19 protein-coding genes are annotated in these 22,617 nt (G+C 47.5%); 13 read left to right on the top strand and 6 right to left on the bottom strand.

The features are described from left to right. Nucleotides 1-34: 34 nt before the first annotated feature. From EJL91_RS10225 to EJL91_RS10245, 5 genes are all read left to right on the top strand, one after another. Nucleotides 35-820 (top strand): acyl-CoA dehydratase activase, encoded by a 786-nt coding sequence (locus tag EJL91_RS10225; protein WP_125141828.1) that lies wholly within the window; start codon nucleotides 35-37, stop codon nucleotides 818-820. Between the two features lies 1 nt (nucleotide 821). Next, nucleotides 822-2,138 carry a 2-hydroxyacyl-CoA dehydratase subunit D gene (locus EJL91_RS10230; RefSeq protein ID WP_206429480.1) on the top strand — a complete coding sequence of 439 codons (1,317 nt, stop codon included), beginning with the start codon at nucleotides 822-824 and terminating at the stop codon, nucleotides 2,136-2,138. Then, on the top strand, nucleotides 2,131-3,258 hold the full coding sequence (locus EJL91_RS10235) for a 2-hydroxyacyl-CoA dehydratase subunit D (protein WP_125141829.1): 1,128 nt from the start codon (nucleotides 2,131-2,133) through the stop codon (nucleotides 3,256-3,258). The genes EJL91_RS10230 and EJL91_RS10235 overlap by 8 nt, the downstream gene beginning before the upstream one ends. Nucleotides 3,259-3,293: 35 nt before the next feature. Beyond that, entirely contained in the window at nucleotides 3,294-4,976 is a 1,683-nt protein-coding gene (gene ilvD, locus EJL91_RS10240) for a dihydroxy-acid dehydratase (RefSeq protein ID WP_125141830.1), read from the top strand. Between the two features lie 159 nt (nucleotides 4,977-5,135). Continuing rightward, nucleotides 5,136-6,584: a sigma-54 interaction domain-containing protein gene (locus EJL91_RS10245; protein ID WP_125141831.1), complete on the top strand. Its 1,449-nt coding sequence runs from the start codon at nucleotides 5,136-5,138 to the stop codon at nucleotides 6,582-6,584. Nucleotides 6,585-6,672: 88 nt separating this feature from the next. Here the strand turns inward: EJL91_RS10245 and EJL91_RS10250 are convergent, their stop codons facing one another. From EJL91_RS10250 to EJL91_RS10275, 6 genes are all read right to left on the bottom strand, one after another. Continuing rightward, complete coding sequence (locus EJL91_RS10250; protein ID WP_125141832.1) at nucleotides 6,673-7,881, bottom strand: CaiB/BaiF CoA transferase family protein; 1,209 nt, start codon at nucleotides 7,879-7,881, stop codon at nucleotides 6,673-6,675. A 59-nt stretch (nucleotides 7,882-7,940) separates the two neighbouring features. After that, the gene (gene nhaC / locus EJL91_RS10255) at nucleotides 7,941-9,380 is read right to left on the bottom strand and encodes a Na+/H+ antiporter NhaC (RefSeq protein WP_164516806.1); all 1,440 of its coding nucleotides are present in this window, start codon (nucleotides 9,378-9,380) and stop codon (nucleotides 7,941-7,943) included. Between the two features lie 22 nt (nucleotides 9,381-9,402). Beyond that, nucleotides 9,403-10,599, bottom strand: coding sequence for a pyridoxal phosphate-dependent aminotransferase (locus EJL91_RS10260; RefSeq protein ID WP_125141834.1), 1,197 nt, complete (start codon nucleotides 10,597-10,599; stop codon nucleotides 9,403-9,405). A 62-nt stretch (nucleotides 10,600-10,661) separates the two neighbouring features. Further along, entirely contained in the window at nucleotides 10,662-11,657 is a 996-nt protein-coding gene (locus EJL91_RS10265; RefSeq protein ID WP_125141835.1) for an NAD(P)-dependent oxidoreductase, read from the bottom strand. A gap of 87 nt (nucleotides 11,658-11,744) precedes the next feature. Continuing rightward, nucleotides 11,745-12,635 (bottom strand): 3-hydroxyacyl-CoA dehydrogenase family protein, encoded by an 891-nt coding sequence (locus tag EJL91_RS10270; RefSeq protein ID WP_125141836.1) that lies wholly within the window; start codon nucleotides 12,633-12,635, stop codon nucleotides 11,745-11,747. Nucleotides 12,636-12,654: 19 nt separating this feature from the next. After that, a complete protein-coding gene (locus EJL91_RS10275) occupies nucleotides 12,655-13,848 on the bottom strand; it encodes a thiolase family protein (protein WP_125141837.1) in 1,194 nt (397 codons plus the stop codon). Nucleotides 13,849-14,525: 677 nt separating this feature from the next. Here EJL91_RS10275 and EJL91_RS10280 point away from each other — a divergent pair. From EJL91_RS10280 to EJL91_RS10315, 8 genes are all read left to right on the top strand, one after another. Then, nucleotides 14,526-14,834 (top strand): ATP synthase subunit B family protein, encoded by a 309-nt coding sequence (locus EJL91_RS10280; protein ID WP_125141838.1) that lies wholly within the window; start codon nucleotides 14,526-14,528, stop codon nucleotides 14,832-14,834. Between the two features lie 35 nt (nucleotides 14,835-14,869). Beyond that, complete coding sequence (locus EJL91_RS10285) at nucleotides 14,870-16,885, top strand: V-type ATP synthase subunit I (protein WP_125141839.1); 2,016 nt, start codon at nucleotides 14,870-14,872, stop codon at nucleotides 16,883-16,885. Between the two features lies 1 nt (nucleotide 16,886). Next, the gene (locus EJL91_RS10290; protein ID WP_125141840.1) at nucleotides 16,887-17,354 is read left to right on the top strand and encodes a V-type ATP synthase subunit K; all 468 of its coding nucleotides are present in this window, start codon (nucleotides 16,887-16,889) and stop codon (nucleotides 17,352-17,354) included. Between the two features lie 31 nt (nucleotides 17,355-17,385). Beyond that, on the top strand, nucleotides 17,386-17,979 hold the full coding sequence (locus tag EJL91_RS10295) for a V-type ATP synthase subunit E (protein ID WP_125141841.1): 594 nt from the start codon (nucleotides 17,386-17,388) through the stop codon (nucleotides 17,977-17,979). Between the two features lie 91 nt (nucleotides 17,980-18,070). Next, complete coding sequence (locus EJL91_RS10300) at nucleotides 18,071-19,048, top strand: V0D/AC39 family V-type ATPase subunit (protein WP_125141842.1); 978 nt, start codon at nucleotides 18,071-18,073, stop codon at nucleotides 19,046-19,048. Continuing rightward, nucleotides 19,041-19,364 carry a V-type ATP synthase subunit F gene (locus tag EJL91_RS10305; protein ID WP_125141843.1) on the top strand — a complete coding sequence of 108 codons (324 nt, stop codon included), beginning with the start codon at nucleotides 19,041-19,043 and terminating at the stop codon, nucleotides 19,362-19,364. Before EJL91_RS10300 ends, EJL91_RS10305 begins: the two co-directional genes overlap by 8 nt. A gap of 73 nt (nucleotides 19,365-19,437) precedes the next feature. Next, nucleotides 19,438-21,207, top strand: a complete 1,770-nt coding sequence (locus EJL91_RS10310) for a V-type ATP synthase subunit A (protein ID WP_125141844.1) — start codon at nucleotides 19,438-19,440, stop codon at nucleotides 21,205-21,207. After that, on the top strand, nucleotides 21,208-22,581 hold the full coding sequence (locus EJL91_RS10315) for a V-type ATP synthase subunit B (RefSeq protein WP_125141845.1): 1,374 nt from the start codon (nucleotides 21,208-21,210) through the stop codon (nucleotides 22,579-22,581). Nucleotides 22,582-22,617: the final 36 nt, after the last annotated feature.

Below are 22,617 nucleotides of genomic sequence, written 5' to 3' on the forward strand. Positions count from 1 at the left end.
TGCGGCGAAAGAAATCCGCACCGGGAGATGACATATGTATACTTTGGGAATTGATATTGGCTCTACTTCCTCCAAAACTGTAATTATGGCGGAAGACGGTGAGCTTGCGGCACACGTTGTGGTTCCGCTGGGAACCGGGACGGTAGGGCCGCAGATGGCACTGGAAGAGATATTTGCAGAGACAGGACTTAGGCGGGAGGAGATGGCGTATACCGTTGCTACCGGCTACGGGCGCCTGTCCTGTGAACTGGCAGATACCCAAATCAGCGAATTGAGCTGCCATGCTATGGGGATCCATTATCTGCTCCCTGAAGTCAGGACGATAATTGATATTGGGGGGCAGGACGCAAAAGTAATGCGCCTGTCAGCTGATGGAGCTTTGGAGGCCTTTCAGATGAATGACAAATGTGCGGCTGGTACAGGACGCTTTATGGATGTGATGGCAAGGGTTCTCAATGTGGATATCCAGGAACTCGGAGATTATTCAGAAAAGAGTAAACAACCTGCAGGTATCAGCAACACCTGTACCGTATTTGCAGAATCGGAGGTAATCAGCCAGCTGTCCAATGGAGTTGCGCTGGAGGATATTATTGCCGGAATACATAATTCTGTTGCAAAACGTGTTGCGGGAATGGCCCTGAGGCTTGGTAAACCGGGACGAACAGCCATGAGCGGAGGAGTAGCACTTAATTCAGGAGTTGTCCATGCTATGGAGCGGGAACTTGGTGTACCGATATTAGTGGATCCGCTCTGTCAGTCGGCAGGAGCGATCGGGGCGGCTTGTCTGGCATTGGACAAATTAAGAAAGGAGAAAAAATAAAATGAGTGAAATTACATTAAAAACGGACACGGCGGCAGGCGTATTGCAGGCAGAAGCGATACCCGCACAAAAGCCGAAGAGGCCGAAACCTAAAAGCATGATTATGTTAGGCGAACAAACGGATACTCTTTTTAAAAATGCGCGTCTGGCAAAAGAGAGAGAAGAGAAAATAGGCTGGTCGGCCTCTATCTTTCCACAGGAAATTGCAGAAACACTGGGACTTAATATTCTCTATCCGGAAAACCATGCTGCAGGAATTGCCGCAAGGCACCAGGCGGATCCGTTTCTGCAGGAATGCGAAGGCCCTCTGGGATATTCCAACGATCTTTGTGCCTATGCAAAATTGAATCTGGCTTATTCTGCAGTTCTAAACGCTGAGAGCGATATAGAACTGCCGGATGGCGGGAAAATGGTAAAGCCGGACTTTTTGCTGCTCACAAATAATATCTGTAATCAACTTACCAAATGGTATGAAAATCTGGCGAGGCAGATGAATATTCCGGTTTTTTTTATTGATACCTGCTATAACGCCTATGATTATGTTACTGAAACCCGCGTCCGTTACGTGAGGGCTCAAATTGATCAGTTAATTAAAGAATTATGTGCTTTTACCGGAAAAACCTGGGATGAGGAACGATTCAAAAAAATTATGGAGATCAGCCAGAGGAACAGTTATCTCTGGGAGCGGGCTAACAATCTTCTGGACAGAAAACCGTCGCCTCTTAGTGGGTTTGAACTTTTTAATTATATGTCGGCTATGGTTTGCAACCGGGGAAAAGAATCTTCCACGGCTATCTTACAACAGCTGAATGACGAGATTGAACAGCATATTAAAGAGGGAACATCCACATTTCCGGTGGAGGAGCAGTTTCGTATCTCCTGGGATGGAATAGCATGCTGGCCATATTTAAGCCACAATCTGCGAACGCTTAAAAAGTATGGAATTAACATGGTGGCTTCCAGCTACGGAAAGGCATGGGCAATTGAATACAGTGATTTGGACGGTATGGCTCGGGCATACTGTTTTGCATCCACTAATGGCGATAATGCGACAACGATGCTGGATCGAAGGCTGGAGGCACTTAAGCGTTTCAAGTGTGATGGTACTATATACCATGTAAACCGTAGCTGCAAAGTTATGGACTGCCAGATGATGGAAATACAGAGGCAGCTGTCTGAGCAGGCTGGTGTCCCCTTTACTTCGTTTGATGGGGATCAGGCAGATTACCGAAATTACAGTGAAGCACAGTTTGAGACCCGGGTTCAGGGTCTTGTTGAAGTAATGAAACGAAGAAAGGAGGCCAGGGAAAATGGTTGATTTAATGGAAAATCTTGCACTGCTGGAGGCGGCATGTAAAAATCCCCGCGCTCAAATGGAACATTATTTGGCACAGGGTAAAAGGGTGGTTGGATGTTTTGCTCCCTATGCTCCGGAGGAACTGGTACATGCTGCTGGAATGATTCCCATGGGACTCTGGGGTGGGCAGACGGAGCTCAAGCTGGCAAAGAGCTATCTTCCGGCTTTTGCCTGTCCTATCATGCAGGCAAACATGGAATTTGGATTAAACGGAACTTATAAGGGGATGTCGGCCGTTATTATTCCGGCTATATGTGACACACTGCGCTGCATGACGCAAAACTGGCGCTTTGGTGTTCCTTCCATTCAGATGGTACCTATTGTATATCCTCAGAACAGAAAATTACCGGCCAGTCTGGATTACCTGATCAGTGAATTTGAGCAGGTGCAGGTGGTACTGGCAACAGCTACCGGCCAGATGATGAAAGAAAAGTCATTGTGTGAAACCATTAAAATTTATAATGAACATAATGCTGTGATGCGTGAATTTTCGAATGAGGCGGTGAAGCATCTTGATCTAATCACACCGCTTGTCCGCCATTATGTCATGAAGAGCGCCTGGTTTTTTGAAAAAAGCGAACACACGGCGATTGTAAAAGCGATTATAAGCGGACTTCGGGAGCTTCCGTCATATGAGTTTACCGGTAAAAAGGTAATATTAAGCGGAATTACCTGTGAACCGGATGAGCTTCTTAAAATCCTAAAGGAAAATAATATAGCCGTAGCGGCCGATGACCTGGCCCATGAAAGCCGACAGTATCGGACAGATACACCAATGAGCGGCGGCGGAGGGCTGAGACGCCTGGCAATGCAATGGATGGCCAGATATGGGTGCAGCCTGATCCATGAGGATGGAAAACCAAGGGGAGGTATCATATCCGAGCTGTGTAAAAAAACGGGGGCAGCCGGCGTAATTAACTGTTTAATGAAGTTCTGCGATCCGGAGGAGTACGATATTCCCTATGTAGAAAAGGATATAAGGGCTGCTGGTTATTCCTGTATGACGATGGAAATCGATTCACTGAATTCCAGCTATGAACAGGTTCGTACGAGAATACAGACCTTTAGTGAGATTCTCTGACAGAAGGAGTAAGATATTAGAAGCAGGAGAAGAAAATGGCAGTTAAAGTAGATAAATTAAGAAGTAATGAAATGACGGACGGTCTTTCATTTGCAGGTAACCGCACGCTGATGTATGCACTAGGGCTCGATACAGAAGATATGCAGAAACCGTTTATCGGTGTTATTAATTCCTGGAATGAGTTCCATCCGGGACATAAGAACCTGCGTGAACAGGCAGAAGCCGTAAAACAGGGAATTCTTGCAGAGGGCGGCCAGCCGTTTGAAATGAATACAATTTCGCTCTGTGACGGAATTACTCAGGGACATAAGGGAATGTGCTTTGTTCTTCCATCCAGGGATCTAATTGCCGATACGGTGGAAATTATGGCTGAAGGCCAGCGGCTGGACGGCATTGTTATGCTGGCAAGCTGCGACAAAATAGTTCCTGCAATGGCAATGGCGGGCGGCCGCCTCAACATTCCGTCTGTTATAGTGACAGGCGGCCCCATGATGCCAAGTAGGTATAAAGGCAAAGAGTTTGGAGGCGCCTGGGAAGTGAGGGAAGCGGCAGGAAAACTTTACCGAGGCGAGATTACACAGGAAGATTATGACAGTATGGAAAAGTGTGTTTGTGACGGAGTGGGTTCCTGCCCCATGATGGGAACGGCAAACACCATGTCGTGCCTGATGGAGCCTCTGGGACTTTCTCTTCCGGGCTGTGGGACAGTACATGCAACTCAGGCTGATAAACTGCGCTACGCCAGAAACAGCGGTAAACTGATTATGAAGTTAGTTGCAAATAATAGATGTCCCAGAGATTATATTACCAGGGAAAGTTTTTACAATATGATGCGCGTCAGCGCTGCAATAGGGGGTTCCACCAACACATTCCTGCACATTCCTGCAATTGCCAAGTCCTTTGGATTAAAAATAGAACCGGAAGATTTTAATATAATAGGTGACACAACGCCATATTTGGCGTGCATTAAACCTTCCGGAAAAAATACGCTTTGGGATTTGCATCAGGCGGGGGGAATCCCGGCGGTAATGAAGGAATTAGGTGAAACATATTTGGATTTAACTCAGCAAGCAGTGACAGGGGAAATATGGAGAGATACGCTGGCCCGATTCACGGGAACTCAGAATTCGGAAGTAATCCATACGCTTGAGAATCCCGTGGCTGTTGAGAGCGGCCTCGCCGTTTTAAAAGGTAACCTGGCTCCAATAGGAGCCGGTATTAAGAAGACCGCATGTGACAGGAAAATGTGGATTCACAGCGGTCCGGCAAGAGTTTTTAACAGCGAGATGGAAGCGGCGGATGCCGTTAGGGAAGGAAGAGTTCAACCGGGGGATGTAATTGTGATCTGCTATGAGGGACCAAAGGGCGGACCGGGAATGCGCGAAATGCACACCGCAACTACCGCACTGATGGGGTATGGACTGGGGGATAGCTGTGCAATCGTAACAGATGGAAGATTTTCCGGGGCAAGCCGCGGCCCGTGCATCGGCTATGTGGCTCCCGAGGCGGCGGATGGAGGTCCGATTGCGCTGATCCGGAATGGGGATATAATACATATCAATCTTTATGAAAAGAGTCTCAATGTAGATGTCAGCGAGGAGGAGTTTGAATTAAGAAGAAAAAATCAGCAGCCCCATAAGCGGAAGGCCTATGGATACTATCTGGAACGTTATCGTAAATTGGTTGGTTCTGTTTGGGATGGAGCCGTGTTGGAATAGTTTTGCATGGTATTAGAAAGGTATAGATAGAGAGAGAAAGACGGCGTCTGTGCGAAAGATACCGTCTTCTTGCTTCGGTGCTTTTCAAACTTGACGAGGTGAAGAAGAGGGTGATAAAGTATACATTATAAACTAATGAAAACATTAAGGCGGTGGCATATGAAAAATTCCGGACTGATGGAGCAAATCTCGTACTTTGATATATTAGACAATCTGGATGTGGCGGTAGCCGTTTTTGATTGCGAGGGAAATTACATTTTTGTGAATACGGCGCTGATTAACCAGAGGAATATCCCCAGAGCACAGTTCTTGAAAATGAATGTGCATGAATTTATGAAGGTATTGGATTTCTCCGTGTTTGATCTTGTCATAGAACAGAAACAGCGCGTAAGCCGGCTGCAGTACTACCGTGATATACAGAAAGTCGACAGCAAGCCGATGCGCCGTATTACGACCGGCACACCATTTTTCGATGAAAACGGGAACATTAAATATGTGATGACCATGATGCAGGATATTGATGTTTTCGAAAACCGGTGCCAGACACTTTTGAAGGAGAATAAAGTTTTCAGCTATGACACGGCTATGAGAAAACAGGAGGAAAAACAACAGAGCATCATTGCCAGAAGCCACTGTTTTCTTCAGCTTCTGGAAGTAGCGAAGAATGTGGCGCCGCTGGATTCAACAGTTCTGCTCTACGGTGAGTCGGGCTGCGGCAAGGAAGTATTAGCGGACTACATCTACCGTCACAGTAAACGAGGTGAGAAGCCGATGATTACCGTAAACTGCGCGGCCTTTCCGGAAAATCTGATCGAGGCCGAACTGTTTGGATATGAAAAGGGATCTTTTACCGGGGCAAACCGGGAGGGAAAGACTGGTCTGGTGGAGGCAGCAGATGGAGGAACCTTATTTCTTGATGAGATTAATTCCCTGTCGCTGAATATGCAGGGCAAGCTGCTGAGGACACTGGAAGATAAGAGTATTCAGAGAATCGGTTCCACAAAGGTGAGAAAAGTCGACTTCCGATTAATAGCAGCGACAAACCAGAATCTGCAGAAGCTGGTTTCGGAGGGGAATTTCCGTGAGGATTTGTATTATCGTCTGCAGGTAATACCGCTTACGATTCCCCCAATCAGGGAACGAAGAGAGGATATCGTTCCTCTATGCCTGCATTTTGTGAATTATTTCTGCAACAAATATGATATAAGAAAAAAATTATCGGATCATGTGCTGGATGAACTGGAAAAATATGATTGGCCAGGAAACGTCCGTGAAATCCGGAATTTTGCGGAGAGAATTGTGGTTATGACACCGCAGGCAACCAGAGAAATCAACAGCATTTCTTCAGGAATCCTGCTGGCCGGACATGTGACGGAAAAAGTACGGGAAGAGGTGGTTTCGGAGCAGTTGCGGGAGACGGAGAAGCCGGAAGGTCTTGGCTCCATTGTCCGGCCGGCAAAGCTTGACAGGGAACATATACTGGCGGCTTTGGAAAAATGTCAGAATCATCGGGAAAAGGCAGCAGAATATCTGGGGATATCCAGGAGACAGCTGCAGTATAAAATTAAAGAATATCATATCTCACAGAGATGCAGATATGATGATTAAACGAGGGTGTCACAAAATCATCAAAACAGATAATTGAGTGACACCCTCTCTCTAAATTTTCAGTAGGGCTTTGGGACGGCATTTTCCTTTATCGAACGACTTGGGTCTTGAACATGGTATTTATCTGTTCATTGGTATAGCCCAGGTGACTTAGAATTTCTGCTGTGTCACAGCCGACAGGGCCGGATGTATGGCAGGGGATGGAGGCAGGATCTAATGAGGAAAAATGTACTGGGCCGTTTGTGAAAACGGTTTTTGTACCGTCTTCGTATTCATGAAAATAGGTGTAGTAGTTAGCCTGAACCTGTGGGTCATGTGGAACATCTTTAAAGTGTCGTACAACTTCATGAGGTAAATCATGGGCATTTAAAAGTTCATGCCAGTATGAGACCGGCTGTTCAGCAAACTTTGTATCAAGGATTTTCGTGAGTTCCCGTTTACTATCTGACGAATAGTAGGCTTCCTGTGTGGAAAAACGTGGATCCTCCGCTACTTCAGGCAACCCTACTACCCGGCAGAATTCAGCAAAACGGCGGTAATCCACAATGGCCAGATAGATCCACTCACCATCGGCTCCCTGGTAGGTGTTACTGCCTGCATGGCTGCAATTATACCGGTCACGTGGAAACTTCCGTCCGTTAAATCCGTTCAGCAATCCTGTGGATAGGATAAAAGTGCCTGCCTGAAGAAGAGATACGTCAACTTTTTCTCCCATTCCCGTCACGGTTCTTTTGTAAAGCGCGGCTGAGATACCGGCGGACAGGGCTACTGCTACGCTATGATCCCCCAGGCCTGCCACCGTCATGATAGGAGGCCCGCCTGCCGGAGCTAAATCACCCAGCAAACCAGTCCTTGCACAAAAGGCAGTGTAATCGTAACCAGGCCTGTATTTCTCCTCGCCCTCACTGCCGTATCCCAGCACAGAAGCATGAATTAACTCAGGCAATTTTTCTTTAAGCTGTTCATAAGTGAGACCCATTTTTTCCAGTGTATGGATCCGGTAGTTTGTCAGAAAGACATCAGATTCTGAAAGAAGCTTCATGAGAGCGTCGATTCCGTCACTCGTACGCAGATTCAGCGAGATGAAGCGCTTATTAATATTTTGCATATCGAAATTAGGATTGGCATGATCGGTGCAAGGGGAGAGGGAGGTGCTGTATTGATCCCGCCAGGCATCACCATTCATGGATTCCACTTTAATAACGTCCGCCCCCCATTCAGCCAGGATTCTTGCTGTCATGGGACCAGCCAGCATTGTAGACAATTCAATTACCTTTATTCCTTCCAATGGTTTCATCCGTTTTTCCTCCTTAAGCTTATCTGGATTTTCCCGCATTGATTGCTGTTTTCTACATTTTACTTCTCGTTTATACACTGAGAAAGTGGTTCTCCTGTAACAGGATCGATCAGAGGGATTTTAAATCCAATACATGCGTATATGATAGATATAATTGGGGTTATAAAACTTAAAAATAGAAATGGTATATATTCTCCCCAGCTTACAGCTAATACGCCGCAGAAATAGACCGCATTGGTATGCCACGGAAAGAATGCTCCTCCAAGTGTTCCTGAATCTTCCATTGTACGCGACAACAGCTCAGGCGCCAGTCCACGTTCCCGATATATGGGGGCCAGGAGCTTCCCGGTGACAACATGAGCCATGGTCTGGGTGCAGCCGACTGCGCTGACGATGTATGAAATCAGCATGGTTACAGCTACCAGACTCCATGTTTTTTTAGTTAATCCGACAATCAGTTTTAAAAAGTTTTGCAGTACACCAAGCTTATCCAACATTCCGCCCATTCCTACGGCAGTCAGAATTATCCAGACCACATTCTGCATGCTGTTTACTCCGCCTCGGTTCAAAAGTTTATCAACCAGTTCAATGCCGGATTCAATTGAGAAGCCGTTGTGCATACATTTGATAATGGAGAGCAGATCATTTCCCTGTACAATTAACGATACGATTCCGCCGCTGACAGCACCAAGCAGTATAACAGGAACTGCGGGCCACTTAAGGAGCAGAAGTACGATAACTAGTACCATGGGGAGCAGAGTAATGATGCTGATGTTAAAATACTGTGCGAGACCTTCTGTAAAGGAGTTAATTGTACTGAGATCAAAATTATCAGATGCATAGCGTCCTCCTATAAGCCAGAAAATCACCATGCTGATTATCCATGCGGGTACGGTATTATACATCATCATGCGGATATGCTTAAACAAATCCCCGCCGGCCATAGCGGGAGCAATGTTCGTCGTATCGGAAAAGGGAGACATCTTATCCCCAAACAGTGCCCCGCAGATAACGGCGCCGGCTATCATGCCAGCCGGGAATCCCATGGTTAGACCTACACCCATCATAGCAATACCGGCAGTAGCGACAGAACCGTAAGAGGTCCCGGTAGCCAAAGCAAGTATTGAACAGAGGAGCATGGTACAGGGCAAAAAGGCGGAGGGAGAAATCATTTGTAATCCATATGTAATTACAGTTGGAATTGTGCCGCACTGAATCCAGGAACCAATTAATGCACCCACAGCCAGCAGAATAAATACGGAACCCAATGCGCCGTGAACGGATTGGAAAGCAGCGTTCTGGAGTGATTCCCAATCGCGACCGGTAGCGTAACAGTAGATAAAAATAATAATCCAGGTTAAAAATAATGGGATTGACAGATTGATACCCTTGAAAGCGAAGTAGGCAATCATGGCAATAATCAGGATAAGTAAAATAATGGAGTGAGAGAGGGATACAGGAGCCGTGTTTTTTTCTTTTAATCGATTTGGTTGATTCATATCTTCTCCTTTCATGCGAAACTTACAAATTTTCTGCAAATTCTTTAATCCGTTCCAACCCTTTTATAATATTTTCTTCGGAATTGGCATAAGAAATCCTGATATAATTGCCATAGTGTTCTCCAAAACAAATTGCGGGAACTGTTGCAACGTATTTTTCGTATAACAGCCTCTCTGCAAAAATTTCTCCGGTCAGTCCGGTCTTTTCAACATTTACCATGATATAAAATGCGCCATACGGCTTTATACAGCTAATGTTTGAGAGCTCAGATAAACCTTTAAGCATGAGCTCACGCCGTTTCTCCAAGGCTTTTTTCATTTTGTCCATATCTTCTAACGTGGATTCCAGATTCATTGACCTTGCGACTCCAATCTGCAGGAATGTAGGAATGCAGGTGGTTGTGTATTGATGGTTTTTCAGCAGCTTTGTCATCAGTTCTTTGGGGCCGGTCACATAGCCCATTCTCCAGCCGGTCATAGCATAAGCTTTTGAAAATCCATTAAGAATCAGGGTCCGCTCCTTCATTCCGGGAAAGGATGCCATGGAACAAAATTCTGCATTTTCATAGGTCAAATTATTATAGATTTCATCAGAAAAAACTAATAGATTATGTTCCAGTGCAAGTTCTGCCAAGCCGGCCAGCAGCTCTTTCTTAAATACGATACCGGTGGGATTATTGGGGCTGTTGATAATCATCATTTTAGTTTTTTCAGTAATCTTATTGCGAACCTCCTGAAGATCGATCTGAAAATCATTCTCCGGAGGAAGATTGATGTCGACTATTTTTGCGCCCACAGCTTTTACAAGGGCGTCGTAGTTGACGAAAGCCGGTTTGAATATTATTATTTCATCCTCCGGATCCACGGTGGAGTAGATGATATTATTGATTCCCTCACAACCGCCGCAGGTGACCAGAATTTCTGTTTCCGGATCATACGAAACTCCAGTTTCTCTGTAAGTCTTTTTGGCTATCTCTCTGCGCAGCTCATTCTCGCCCCAGTTCAGGGCATAATGAGTGTAATTTTCCCGCAGTGCCTGTATGGTTGCTTCTTTAATTGATTCAGGAGTATTAAAATCCGGCTCTCCGGCACTGAAGGAGATAACGTCCTTTCCTTCGCTTGATAATTTTTTTGCTTTTGTCATTATGGCTCTAATCCCTGATACGGGAACTTGCTCAAGTCTTTTGCTTCCGTGTAAAATATCATAATCTTTATTCATATGTAATCCTCCCTCATATAGTTGTTCGATAATGAATGTAACATTTTTCTATAAACAATATCTTAATCGTATTTATAAATTTCGTTTTTACAGGCTCCTTCTGTATAAAAAGCAAGCGCATTTTCTATGGCATGCTTAATTAGATTGTGAATTGAGGTGTCGGTATAGAAGGCAATATGAGGCGTAAGTATAACTTGATCCATTTGCAGCAATTCCTCCAGAACCGGGTCATCAAAGGTAATACCCTCACAGTTTTTTCGAAAATATACGGATTCGTTATCATACACATCGGTTGCCAGACCGGCAATTTTTCCGCTTTTTAGCCCTTCCAGTACATCTATGAAATTCATTAAACCTCCCCGGGCTGTGTTAACCAGGTAGACCCTGTCCTTCATCTGCCGGATTGTTTCCTGATTAATAAGCTGCCTCGTGTTCTCGGTTAGATTACAGTGGAAGAATATCAGATCCGAATTTCGAAAAATTTCTTCTTTTGTTGTATAGGTGACATACTGCTTAGCCTCTTCGCGCGGATAAGGGTCGCAGGCCAGGATCTTGCTTCCCATGGCGTTCAGCATTCGGATACTTTGACATCCCAACAGTCCTGTTCCAAATAGACCGAGGGTCATGGAACCGAGTTCCCTTCCCTGGATATCAGATAGCGTATAATCTCTGTTATCCAGCTTGCGTAATTCTGTTTTAAAATTCCGGATTAGATTTAATATGAGCATTACGGTATATTCTGGAACTGCATTGACACTATAGACAGGTACATTTGCAGCACGAATGCCATATTTCCTGATTGCCTGGGAATCGATATGGTCATAGCCCGTGGAACGAGTCAGTATATAACGGATGCCATATTCACTCAGCTCTTTGGCAATAGCATCAGTAATTTTACAGGCTGTGACAATAATAATTGCATCATGGCCTTTGGCTAGAGTGACTGTGGCTGAGTTCAGCATTTCCGTTGTTACGGTGATATCAACATGTTGTATAGCGGCCTCCTGAGGAAATACCTCTTTTTCATCCTCTCTTAAACCATAAACAATTACTTTCATAAACCGACTCTCCTTTCCAATGCGTTTCGTTTTAGGAAACTATTCATCCTGATTATACCTCCCGCCATCTTATTATAATTTTTCCATTTATTTCCTGCCATCAGAATAATCGTACCACCCCTTTCCTGTCTTTTTTCCAAATTCCCCTTTTCGGTATTTTTCGATTACAAGTGGATTTGGTGCATCGAAGGGATCGCCGCTTTCCGCGTATCTGTCAACGCGAACCAGATAATTGACATCTATGCCGGTTAAATCCATCAGGCGGAACGGACCCATCGGATAATTGAGACCTTTTTCACAGGCGATATCAATATCAGCGGCTGAAGCGATCCCCTGTTCTAGCAGGGAGAGGGCCTCGTGGACAACCGCGGCGTTTATTCTGTTAGCTATAAACCCAGCAATTTCTTTATTTATGACAATAGGGGTTTTTCCAGTATTAATTGCAAATTGGCGTGCTGTTTCGACAGCCTCATCGGATGTGTGCGGCCCCTTTACAAGCTCTACTAAATTCATTACCAGAGCCGGATTAAAGTAATGGACATTTAACAGCCTGTCAGGGTTAGTTGTGACATCCGCCAGCTTGGAGCTTACAATATTTGAACTGTTGGTGCTCAGAATAGTATCTGGCCTGCATAGCTTGCTGATGGTTTCAAAGAGCCGGCGTTTTACTTCCAAATCCTCGACGACAGCTTCTATAATAAAATCTGCCTGAGCGGCAGCCCATTGCACGTCTTCCGACAGGATAAGGTTAGAACTTGTTAGATTAGCTTCCGCCCTAGTAAGCCTGCCTTTTTCCACTCGGCTGTCCAAATAACCGATAACCCATTTTTCTGATGTTTCTAAGGCGGCATTATATGTATCGCATAAAATGACCCGATAACCCTGTCCCCTTCCGTTCAAAGCCGTGTTCATGGCAATCTGCCGCCCCATGGCACCGGCCCCAATAACGACAATAGTCTTAAGATTCTCTGCCTTCATGTACATCCTTCTTTCTATGTTAGTGTTGTAAATTTTCAAGGATTACTGCCATAGACTGGCCACCTCCGATACAGAGGGTAGCAAGGCCATAGTGGCCGCCGGTCCGTTTAAGGCTGTGCAGTAATGTGACAATAAGGCGGGCTCCCGTACATCCAAGGGGATGGCCCAGGGCGATGGCGCCTCCGCTTATATTTACCTTTTGTGGATTCAGTTCGAGGTCGCGCATACACGCAACTGCCTGAGCTGCAAATGCTTCATTCAGTTCGATCAGGTCTATCTGTTGCAGGTTCATGTCCACTTTATTAAGAAGTTTTCTGGTCGCTGTCACTGGTCCGTATCCCATGATGGAGGGATCGAGTGCGGCTGAAGAAACACCTATTATTTTGGCAAGAGGCCTGACTTTTGCTTTCCTGACCATAGTCCCGCTCATGAGGACCAGGCAGGCGGCCCCATCATTCAGCCCACAGGAATTTCCGGCGGTGACGGTGCCGTCCTGTTTTACGATGGGTCTTAACTTTGCCAGTATTTCCAGCGTGGTAGATGGCTTCGGGAATTCATCCGTTTCAAATACGGATGAATTCTTTTTATCTTTTACCGTTATCCCGATAATCTCTTCTTTAAAGTATCCTTTTTTGATTGCCTCATTAGCTTTTCTCTGGCTCTCAACTGAAAATAAATCCTGCTGTTCACGGCTGATATTAAAGCGTTCCGCTACATTTTCAGCCGTCTGGGGCATACTTAGACCCGTCCCATAGACAGAAGAGGGCTGGGCTGTGGTTCCTGCTTCAATATTTGCATCCACAAGAGTCATAGGTCCATCTCCCCAACGTCCGTTCCTGATATAGATAGGAGCACGGCTCAGGTTTTCGGTCCCGCCGGCCACGATACAATTAGCCTCGCCCAGCCATATTTCCTGGCATCCTGAATATACGGCCTGCATTGAGGAGGCGCAAAGGCGGTTCACCGTAAAACCAGGAACTGTTTCAGGCAGGCCTGCCTCCAGAAGTGCACAACGTGCAATATTAGAGGCCTCCGTACTCTGCCTCACTTCGCCGAGAATCACTTCGTCAATGTGCTCTGTGTCTGCTCCGGCACGAGTGACGGCTTCTTTAATGACGGCGGCTGCCAGTGCGTGTGCCGGAACATTTTTGAGGGAACCGCCGTATTTCCCTATGGCCGTTCGCACTGCGCTTACAACATAAACATCTTCCATTTTCATTTCCTCCGTGTGTTCCTTCAATAAGATTTTACCGAAGGTTTTTATTTCCGGATTACAAATTGTATCTTGCTATACTTCTATTGAGCAAGTAATGTGCCAGATTACGATTTAAACGCTAATTTGCTTTTTCTTGCATGTAAACCCGTTGTTTTCAAGGAACTTCGCATTGGCTGCTCCTGTTTATGATAGAAGTGCATTGTGCATAAAGTGCAAATTGTGAAATGAATTCACATATTCTGCACTTTATGGATTGCATATATATATTTTCTGCACAGAGTTTTAGCAAGTGAAAATTAATAACTTTTTCGATAAGCCTGCCGTTGCTGAAAAGCTTTTTTTTAGGATTGTCAACTTTATCTTTGTAAAGCGCTAATGCATATAAATGGACGGATTTAGACAAAATGTCACCTATTGGCATAGAATTGTATGAATTTTATCATTTTTATAACATTTAATAGACAAGTCTGAAGTAAATAGTTATAATAGTATACAAATGTGCGGGGAGAAATGGGTTTTGCATGGTTTGATGAATGGAAAAAGCAGGCTTGAACTATAATAAAACAGATAGAATTCAACATTTCATGGGGAGCTGCACATGCTGTACCATCATCGGAGGATTCCGGGAGATGGTAATTTTTTTAACAAATATCAGAAGCTAAGGTGGTGAGGAGATGGTCAAGGACACGATCCAGGCCGTAAAAGAAGCAGAAGAAAAAGCTGCTGAGATGATTGGGAAAGCGTCTGAAGAGGGGAAAAATCTGATTGGGAAAGCGAAGGAAGATGCTTCGCAGATGAGGGAATCAGCCCTTAAGGAAGCCAGGGAGAAAGCCGGCAAGGTCCGGGAAAAGCTGGCCGAGGAAGGCGAGCAGTATCTGCAGGAATCAATTGCGGCGGCCGAAGAGGATATCGCTTCCCTGAAGTACAATGCCGGGAAGAAGACGGAGGAAGTAATTAATAAGGTTATTTCCGAACTTATTTAGCGGCATATTAGCAGAACGTTAGGAGGGATGCGGACATGGCAGTATTGCAGATGCAGAAATTTAGTATCTGTGCACTGAAGAGGGACCGTAAAGAGGTTCTGGAACTTTTGCAGGCTGCCGGCGTGATGGAGATCACTCAGGAAGCAGAAGAAGACAGTGTATTTAAAAAGATGGATACGGCGTCTTCGAGACAGATGTTTGACAGGAATGCCGCCCTTGCGGATCAGGCTCTTGAGATACTTCAGGAATATGTTCCTGAGAAGAGTTCGATGTTTTCCGCGCTGGAGGGTAAGGCTCTGACAGACCGTGGTAAATTCGGCAAAGTAGCGGAGAATGCCCAGACCGTCCTGGAGGACGCAAGGCAGATCCAGGCGCTGAATAAGCAGGTAGCGGAGCAGAAGGCAGGAATAGTCAAACTGGAGACGCAGATAGAGAGCATGAAGCCCTGGATGGGATTAGACATCCCCTTAAGATGCCAGGAGACGCGGACTGCTTTGGTTCTGGTCGGAGCGGTAGCTGGCGGAATGACGCTTGACCTGCTCTATCAGGCGGTGGCCGAGAGGGCGCCGGGGATAGAAGCATTGGATATCCAGGTAGTAGGATCGGATAAGGATCAGACGTGCATCACGGCCGTCTGCCTGAAACGCGACTCGGAACAGCTTGAGGAAGCGCTCAGGTCGGTAGGGTTTGCAAGACCGTCCCAGACGGTTCAGGAGATTCCCGCACAGTACGTCACGGAGCTCCGTGCACAGATTGAACAACTGAATAACGAAATTGAAAATACCGTAAATAAACTGAAAGTGTATGAGGGAAGCAGGGAAAACCTGAAAGTTTTATCCGACTATTACAGGATCAGGGCGCAGAAGTACGAAGTGCTTGGACAGCTCGTCCAGTCGGAAAAGACCTTTATCGTCACAGGCTACGTTCCCAAGCGAAGCGTGGAAAAGCTGGAAGGAACGCTCACATCGCGTTTTGACCTGTCTTTTGAGGCAGAGGATATTCCGGAGGACGAAGAAGCCCCGGTACTCCTGTCCAACGGCCACTTTGCATCCGCAGCGGAGGGAATCACGGCCTCCTTTGGCCTTCCGGCAAAAGGGGAGATCGACCCGACGACAATCATGTCGGCCTGTTATGTGTTCCTGTTCGGACTGATGCTTTCGGATGCGGCGTACGGCCTGATCGTATTTTTGGCCTGTTTCATCGCACTTAAGAAGTTCCCGAGAATGGGAGAGAACCTGCAAAAGTCACTGCGGCTTTTTATGTACTGCGGCCTTTCCACCCTGTTCTGGGGAGTTTTGTTTGGAGGATATTTTGGAGACGCGGTAAACATTGTCAGCAGGACCTTCTTCGGGCATGAGGTTTCAATCCCGGCGCTCTGGTTCGTACCGCTTAACGATCCGATGAAGATGCTTGTATGTTCCATGATATTCGGCGTTATCCATCTTTTCCTGGGACTTGGAATCAAGGGATATATGTACCTGAAGAACAAGGACGTCCTCGGTTTCGTATGTGACGTCGTATTCTGGTATATGATGCTTGTCGGCCTCGTTATGATGCTGATCCCGACCGAACTGTTCAGTTCGATCGCACAGATTCAGATCGTATTCCCGCCGGCGGTAAGCATGCTGGCAAAGTGGATGGCTATTCTCGGAGCCGTCGGCATCCTGGTGATGTCGGCCCGGACGACGAAGAATCCGGCGCTCAGACTGGCTCTCGGCGCTTACGATTTGTACAACATATCAGGCTGGCTGTCTGATGTGCTCTCTTATTCAAGACTTTTAGCCCTGGGACTGGCAACCGGCGTTATCGCTTCCGTTGTCAATCAGATGGGCAGCATGTTTGGTTCCGGCCCGATAGGCGCAATCCTGTTTATTGCAGTCTTTTTATTCGGCCATCTGTTCAACCTGGCAATTAACCTGCTGGGTGCATACGTCCACACATGCCGTCTTCAGTATGTGGAGTTTTTCGGTAAATTCTATGAGGGCGGAGGAAAAGAATTCACGCCGTTTAAACAAAATACGAAATATGTAGATATTAAGGAGGATTTATAATATGAGCGGTATTGTTTTTGCATTATTAGGTGTAGCAGTAGCAGTTGGCCTGGCAGGCATGGGTTCTGCCTGGGGCGTAGGCATTGCAGGCCAGGCGGCCGCAGGCGTTGTAACAGAAGATCCGAGTAAATTTGCGAAGGTTCTTGTACTTCAGCTGCTTCCGGGTACTCAGGGTATCTACGGTCTGCTGGTTGGTTTCATCACATTATCTAAAATCGGCCTCTTAGGCGGCGGTGTTAACATGGATATGGCAATGACGGAAGGCCTTCTTTACTTTGCAGCCTGCATCCCGATCGGTATCGTAGGACTTATCTCCGCAAGATATCAGGGGGAAACAGCCGCTGCCTCCATCGGCATCGTGGCTAAAAAACCGGAGCAGTTCGGTAAAGCCATGCTGTTCCCGGCCATGGTTGAGACATATGCAATTCTGGCGCTGTTAATCTCCATCCTGGCAGTAAGTGCCCTGTAATACGATAAACTTAAAGTAAGGAGAGTTTAGAATGACCGGATTAGACAAAATTATAAGTCAAATCCTTGAAGATGCAGGCAAAGAAGCGCAGGAAATTTCCGAGAAGGCCAAAAGCGAGGTTCAGTATATTCTGGAGGATGCCAAAGAGGGCTGCAAAAAGATCGCGGCGGAGAACGACGTAAAGCTGGCCGAGGAGGCTACAAGCTATATGGAGCGAATCAAATCTTCCGCAGAACTGAAAAAACGCCAGTCGGTGCTGCTCGCAAAACAGCAGGTTATCACGGAGATGCTGAATCAGGCATATGATACGCTGCTTGGAAAAGAGGGCGAAGAATATTTCACTCTGATTGAGAAAATGCTTAATAAATTTGTCCTGCCCAAAGAGGGTGAGATTTATTTTTCAAAGAAAGACCTGGACAGAATGCCGCAGGGATTTGAAGCTGTAATTGAAAAGGCGGCTTCTTCTAAGGGCGGAAGCCTGGTTCTTGTAAAGGAGCCGAAAAACATAGACGGAGGTTTTATTCTTGTCTATGGAGGTGTTGAGGAGAACTGTTCATTTAAAGCGCTGCTTGCGGCGAGGAGAGATGAACTTTCTGATAAGGTACATGCAATGTTATTTTCATAAAGTGTAACCGCGTAACTGTTCGGACGGCAGGATACCGCAAAGCGGTAACGCATGAAGGTACCGAACAGTTATTACCGAGAAGGAGGATCATATGTCTGATACAAAATATGCCTATGCGGTTGCACGAATCCGTGCGATGGAACTGTCGCTTTTTTCCGCCGCCACGCTGGATCAGCTGATGGCCCTGAAAACGTATGAGAGCTGCCTGCAGTTTCTTGTAGAAAAGGGCTGGGGCGATCAGGATACGTCCCAGGACGCGGAAGCGATCCTGGCAATGGAGAGGGAAAAAACATGGAATGTGGTCAGAGAGCTTCTGAAGAAGGAGGATGCGGGCATTTTAAATGTCCTGTCCTATGAGAATCTCTTCCACAATCTCAAGGCGGCAATCAAGGAAACGGTCACTTCGGATCACCATGGGAACATCTATTTTGACAACTGTGCCGTAAACGGCAGGGAGATGGCCCGCATCGTGGCGGAACGTGACTGGCAGGCGCTTCCGGCTAATATGAGGCCGGCGGCGGAGGAAGCCTATGAGACATTCCTGCACACGAGGGACGGACAGCTCTGCGATATCATCGTAGACAGGGCGGCTCTGGAGGCAATCTATGCGGAGGGGGAGAAATCGAAGGACCCGGTCATCAGGGCCTATGCCGAATCCACCGTAGCGGTTGCCGATATCAAGATCGCCGTCCGCTCACAGAAAACCGCAAAATCACTTGAATTTATAAAACGGGCAATGGCTCCCTGTGCCAGCCTGAGCGTTACACGCCTCAGTTCGGCGGCGCTCTCCGGCATGGACGCCATCTGCGAATATCTGGAAGGTACTGCATATGCAGGCGGCGCCGAGGCGCTGCGTGAATCGCCGTCGGCTTTCGAGCGCTGGTGTGACAACCAGCTCATGGAGGCGATCAAACCGCAGAAGTATAATTCATTTTCAGCAGGACCTCTGGTAGCCTATGTGCTGGCCAGGGAGAATGAGATAAAGACAGTCAGGATTATTCTGACGGCCAGGCTGAATGAGCTTCCTGAGGAGCAGATCCGGGAAAGGATAAGGGAAATGTATGTATAAAGCAGCAGTGATGGGCGACTACGACAGTATTTACGGCTTTGCGGCGCTCGGACTGGATACATTTTCTGTATCCGGCCAGGAGGATGCTGAAAAAATGCTTCAGAAGCTTGCCGGCAGTGAATATGCAGTCATCTATATAACGGAAGCCGTGGCGGCCGGAATTGGCCGCGCCATAGCAAAATATAAAGAAAGTCTGCTTCCTTCCATCATCCTGATACCGGGAATTTCCGGAAATACGGGAAAAGGCGTGGAAGGCGTTAAGAAATCGGTGGAGCAGGCGGTCGGTTCTGATATCCTTTTCGGAGGAAACCAGTAGCGGAACCGGGTAAGCTGTCCGGCGGGGACGCCGCGGCGGTCATATTGTTAAGAAAGGTGGGTGTGACCTTCCAATGAGCAAAGGTACGATTAAAAAAGTGGCAGGCCCTCTGGTAATTGCACAGGGGATGAGAGATGCCAATATGTTTGACGTGGTCCGCGTAAGCAGCCAGCGTCTGATCGGTGAGATTATTGAGATGCACGGAGACGAGGCCTCCGTTCAGGTATATGAGGAGACATCCGGACTGGGGCCGGGAGAGCCGGTAGAGTCGATTGAAGTGCCGCTTTCCGTAGAACTGGGGCCGGGACTCATCGCCAGTATTTACGACGGTATCCAGAGACCTCTGGATGAGATCATGAAAGCGACGGGGAGCAACAACCTGAAGCGCGGTGTTGAAGTTCCTTCCCTGAACCGCGAGAAGAAATGGGAATTTGTTCCTACGGCTAAGGCCGGTGATGAGGTTGAGGCCGGTGATATCATCGGTACCGTGCAGGAGAGTATTGTAGTAGTTCAGAAGATTATGGTGCCTTACGGAATAAAGGGCACGATAAAAGAGATTAAGGGCGGTGAATTCACCGTGGAAGAGGTTGTGGCTGTCGTTACCACGGCGGAGGGTGACAAAGAGCTTACGATGATGCAGAAATGGCCGGTCCGAAAGGGACGCCCGTATCTGAGAAAACTTCCGCCGGAGACTCCGCTTGTGACAGGACAGCGTGTTGTAGACTCTTTCTTCCCAATCGCCAAAGGCGGCGTTGCAGCCGTTCCCGGACCGTTCGGAAGCGGAAAGACCGTTATCCAGCATCAGCTTGCTAAATGGGCCGAGGCGGATATTGTGGTTTATATCGGCTGCGGTGAGCGTGGAAACGAGATGACCGACGTTCTGAATGAGTTCCCGGAACTGAAAGACCCGAAGACCGGCCACTCCCTGATGGAGCGTACCGTTCTGATTGCTAATACTTCCGATATGCCAGTTGCGGCCCGCGAGGCGTCCATCTATACCGGTATTACAATTGCAGAGTACTTCCGTGATATGGGCTTTTCCGTGGCGCTGATGGCAGACTCCACATCCAGATGGGCTGAGGCCCTCCGTGAGATGTCTGGACGTCTGGAGGAGATGCCGGGTGAGGAAGGTTACCCTGCTTATCTGGGAAGCCGTCTGGCCCAGTTCTACGAGCGTGCCGGCCATGTGGTATGTCTCGGCAAGGACGGAAGAGAAGGAGCCCTGTCCGCGATCGGAGCCGTATCCCCGCCAGGCGGTGATATTTCCGAGCCGGTATCCCAGGCGACACTGCGTATTGTAAAGGTATTCTGGGGACTGGATTCTTCCCTCGCTGCAAAACGCCATTTCCCGGCCATCAACTGGCTGACAAGCTACTCACTTTACGTGGACAGCATGGGTAAATGGTTTGATGAGCATGTAGACAGTGAGTGGATGGAGAACCGCCAGAAGATGATGAGCCTGTTACAGGAGGAGTCGGAGCTGGACGAGATCGTTAAGATGGTTGGTATGGATGCGCTTTCTCCTTCCGACCGGCTTAAGATGGAGGCGGCCCGTTCCATCCGTGAGGACTTCCTGCACCAGAACTCATTCCATGAGATTGACACCTATACTTCCCTGCGCAAGCAGTTCCTGATGATGAAGCTGGTTATGGCTTTCTACGAGGAATCCCAGAAAGCGTTAAACGACGGAGCTTCGGCAAACGGACTCATCAAGATGGCTGTCAGGGAGCAGATCGGACGGTTTAAATATACGACGGAAGACAATATAGAGACGGAATACAAGAAAGTTTTAGATGAACTGGCAAAAGAAATTGCCGACGTATTAGGAAAGGAGGACTTCTAAATGCCAAAAGAGTACAGAACCATACAGGAAGTAGCCGGTCCTCTGATGCTGGTGCGCGGCGTTGAGAATGTTACTTATGATGAACTGGGAGAGATCGAGCTGGCAAGCGGCGAGACAAGGCGCTGCAAGGTGCTGGAGATCAACGGAAGCGATGCTCTTGTACAGTTATTTGAGAACTCAACCGGTATTAACCTTTCCAACAGTAAGGTGCGGTTCCTCGGGAGAACGATGGAGCTGGGCGTATCGGAAGATATGCTGGGCCGTGTATTCGACGGCCTGGGCCGTCCGATCGACGGAGGCCCTGATATCCTGCCGGAGGAGAGAAGAGACATTAACGGACTGCCGATGAACCCGGCGGCCAGAAGCTACCCGGAAGAGTTTATCCAGACCGGTATCTCTGCTATTGACGGGCTGAATACCCTGGTCCGCGGCCAGAAACTGCCGATTTTCTCGGCATCCGGCCTTCCCCATGCCAATCTGGCGGCTCAGATCGCAAGACAGGCAAGAGTGCGCGGAACCGATGAGCAGTTCGCCGTAGTGTTCGCCGCTATGGGTATCACATTCGAGGAGTCCAACTTCTTTATTGAGAGCTTTAAAGAGACAGGCGCGATTGACAGGACCGTACTTTTCGTGAACCTGGCAAACGACCCGGCCGTAGAGCGTATCGCAACACCGCGAATGGCCCTGACCGCAGCCGAGTACCTGGCATTTGAAAAAGATATGCATGTACTTGTAATCCTGACCGATATCACAAACTACGCAGACGCCCTGCGTGAGGTTTCCGCAGCCCGTAAAGAGGTTCCGGGACGCCGCGGCTATCCGGGTTACATGTACACCGACCTTGCTTCCCTCTATGAGAGAGCAGGACGCCAGAAGGGTAAATCGGGTTCCATCACGATGATTCCGATCCTGAGCATGCCTGAGGATGATAAGACTCACCCGATCCCAGACCTTACCGGATATATTACCGAGGGCCAGATCATTCTGAGCCGTGAACTTTACAGAAAAGGCATCACACCTCCAATCGATGTACTGCCGTCCCTGTCACGATTAAAAGATAAAGGTATCGGCGAAGGCAAGACGAGAGCCGACCACTCCAACACGATGAACCAGTTGTTTGCCGCTTATGCCCGAGGCAAAGAGGCAAAAGAGCTGATGGTAATCCTGGGCGAGGCGGCGCTTTCCGATATCGACCTGATTTATGCGAAGTTTGCGGACGCCTTTGAGAGAGAGTACGTTTCCCAGGGCTACACGGCAAACCGCGATATTGAAGAGACACTGAAGATTGGCTGGAAACTCCTTTCTATTCTGCCGAGGGCGGAGCTGAAACGTATCGATGACAAGTATCTGGATCTCTACTATGGGAAAGAGTAAAGACTGAAGACTAAAGACTAAAGAGTAGGTACGAAA

Source organism: Clostridium transplantifaecale (assembly GCF_900626075.1).
GTDB classification, from domain to species: domain Bacteria; phylum Bacillota; class Clostridia; order Lachnospirales; family Lachnospiraceae; genus Otoolea; species Otoolea transplantifaecalis.